This window comes from Streptomyces sp. NPDC001714 (genome assembly GCF_042892755.1).
In the GTDB taxonomy this organism is placed as follows: Bacteria; Actinomycetota; Actinomycetes; order Streptomycetales; family Streptomycetaceae; genus Streptomyces.
The window spans coordinates 1-1,496 of the sequence record NZ_JBIAUL010000081.1 but is presented as its reverse complement, the minus strand read 5'-3'; the positions used below and the strand labels follow the sequence as shown (position 1 = coordinate 1,496).

The 1,496-nt window shown below is 66.3% G+C and carries 2 protein-coding genes; both read left to right on the top strand.

Annotated features, from left to right (window positions below; all coding sequences use genetic code 11):
* The first annotated feature begins 10 nt into the window (after nucleotides 1–10).
* Nucleotides 11–265: a winged helix-turn-helix domain-containing protein gene (locus tag ACFY0P_RS52175; protein WP_388929539.1), complete on the top strand. Its 255-nt coding sequence runs from the start codon at nucleotides 11–13 to the stop codon at nucleotides 263–265.
* Nucleotides 266–764: 499 nt separating this feature from the next.
* Nucleotides 765–1,496 (top strand): reverse transcriptase domain-containing protein (locus ACFY0P_RS52170; protein ID WP_388929538.1); only part of this gene is annotated, 732 nt, incomplete at its 3' end.

Below are 1,496 nucleotides of genomic sequence, written 5' to 3'. Positions count from 1 at the left end.
CGAGTACACCCTGGCCGGGCTGGATCTGCTGCTGCACCGCATTGGCTGGAGCGTGCAGGTCCCGGCCCGCAAGGCCACCGAGCGGGACGAGGCGAAGATCGCCGCCTGGAAGGACGAGCAGTGGCCCGCCATAAAGGGAGGGCCGCGGACTTGGGCGCCTGGCTCTGCTTCGAGTTGCGCCGTGAGGCGCTGTGTTTCGTGTGGAGGTGAGAGACCTTCGCCGCTGACCTGTCGTAGCAGGGAGGTGGAGCTGAGGGCAGCCTGATCCGGGTGATGCCGGGGAGGGCGGGAGCGGCCCTGACAAAGCCGGGACGTGCCAGTACTGCCAGATGGTGCGGGTTCGGCGAGCGGGACGGAGAGGAGTACGCGAGGAACCGGCGTCTTTACGTCTCTTAACGATGCCACCGGCTCGAACCTGGCGGATCTGGGCCGGAAGCGGTGCGCACCCAATGCCGTTGGCGGTGGGGAACTTCCTGGCCGGTCTTTCGAAGCCGTCCAGAAGGCCACGAGGAAGGACTACGGCGTACTCGTGGCGATGCCGCAGGGACACAGTCGGGCTCCTACTTCGACGAGCGAAACACAGTGAACACGGGAACCATCCGGTCTCAACTCCCCGGCAGCGGACTGCCAGTTCGTCTGCGGGGATAGGTGCATCGACCGCTGAACGGGCCGGGTGGGGCGGAGCCGCCGTAGTACTCCGAGCCGGGGAAAGCCCGGAGCATGGGGAAGGGCGGCAGCGGGATCGAGAAGGGAAGGATGCTGCAATGCCGAAAGATGCACCGCTGAATGGCGGCGCTCTGCTGGAGGCGGTCCCGGTGGGGCCGATCCAGCGGGTATCGGAGATGCAGGCCAAGCTTCACCGTTGGGCGGTGGCTGACCCTGGCCGCCGGTTCGATGATCTGTTCAACTTCGTGCACGATCCGGCGACGCTGATGGTGGCGTTCGACCGGGTCGCCGGCAACCGGGGAGCCAACACTCCGGGCATCGACGGCCTGAGTGCTACCGATGTCGAGGAAAGGATCGGCATTCCCGGGTTCCTGGACGACTTGCGGGTCCAGCTCAGGCAGGGCTCGTTCCAGCCCCTGCCGGTGCGGGAGCGCACGATTCCCAAGCCGGGTGGGTCGGGAAAGGTGCGGCGGCTGGGGATTCCCGTGATCGCCGACCGGGTTGTCCAGGCCGCGCTGAAGCTGGTGCTGGAGCCGATCTTCGAGGCCGACTTCAAGCCGGTCTCTTACGGGTTCCGGCCCAAGCGACGGGCCCAGGACGCGATTGCCGAGATCCATTTCTATGGCACCCACGGCTATCGCTGGGTGCTGGACGCGGACATCGCGGCGTGTTTCGACGAGATCGACCACGGCGCGCTGATGGACCGGGTCCGGATGAGGATCAAGGACAAGCAGGTCCTGGCACTGGTGAAGGCGTTCTTGAAGGCCGGTCTCCTGACGGAGCTCGGTGAGTATCAGGACACCTTCACCGGCACGCCGCAAGGGGGCATA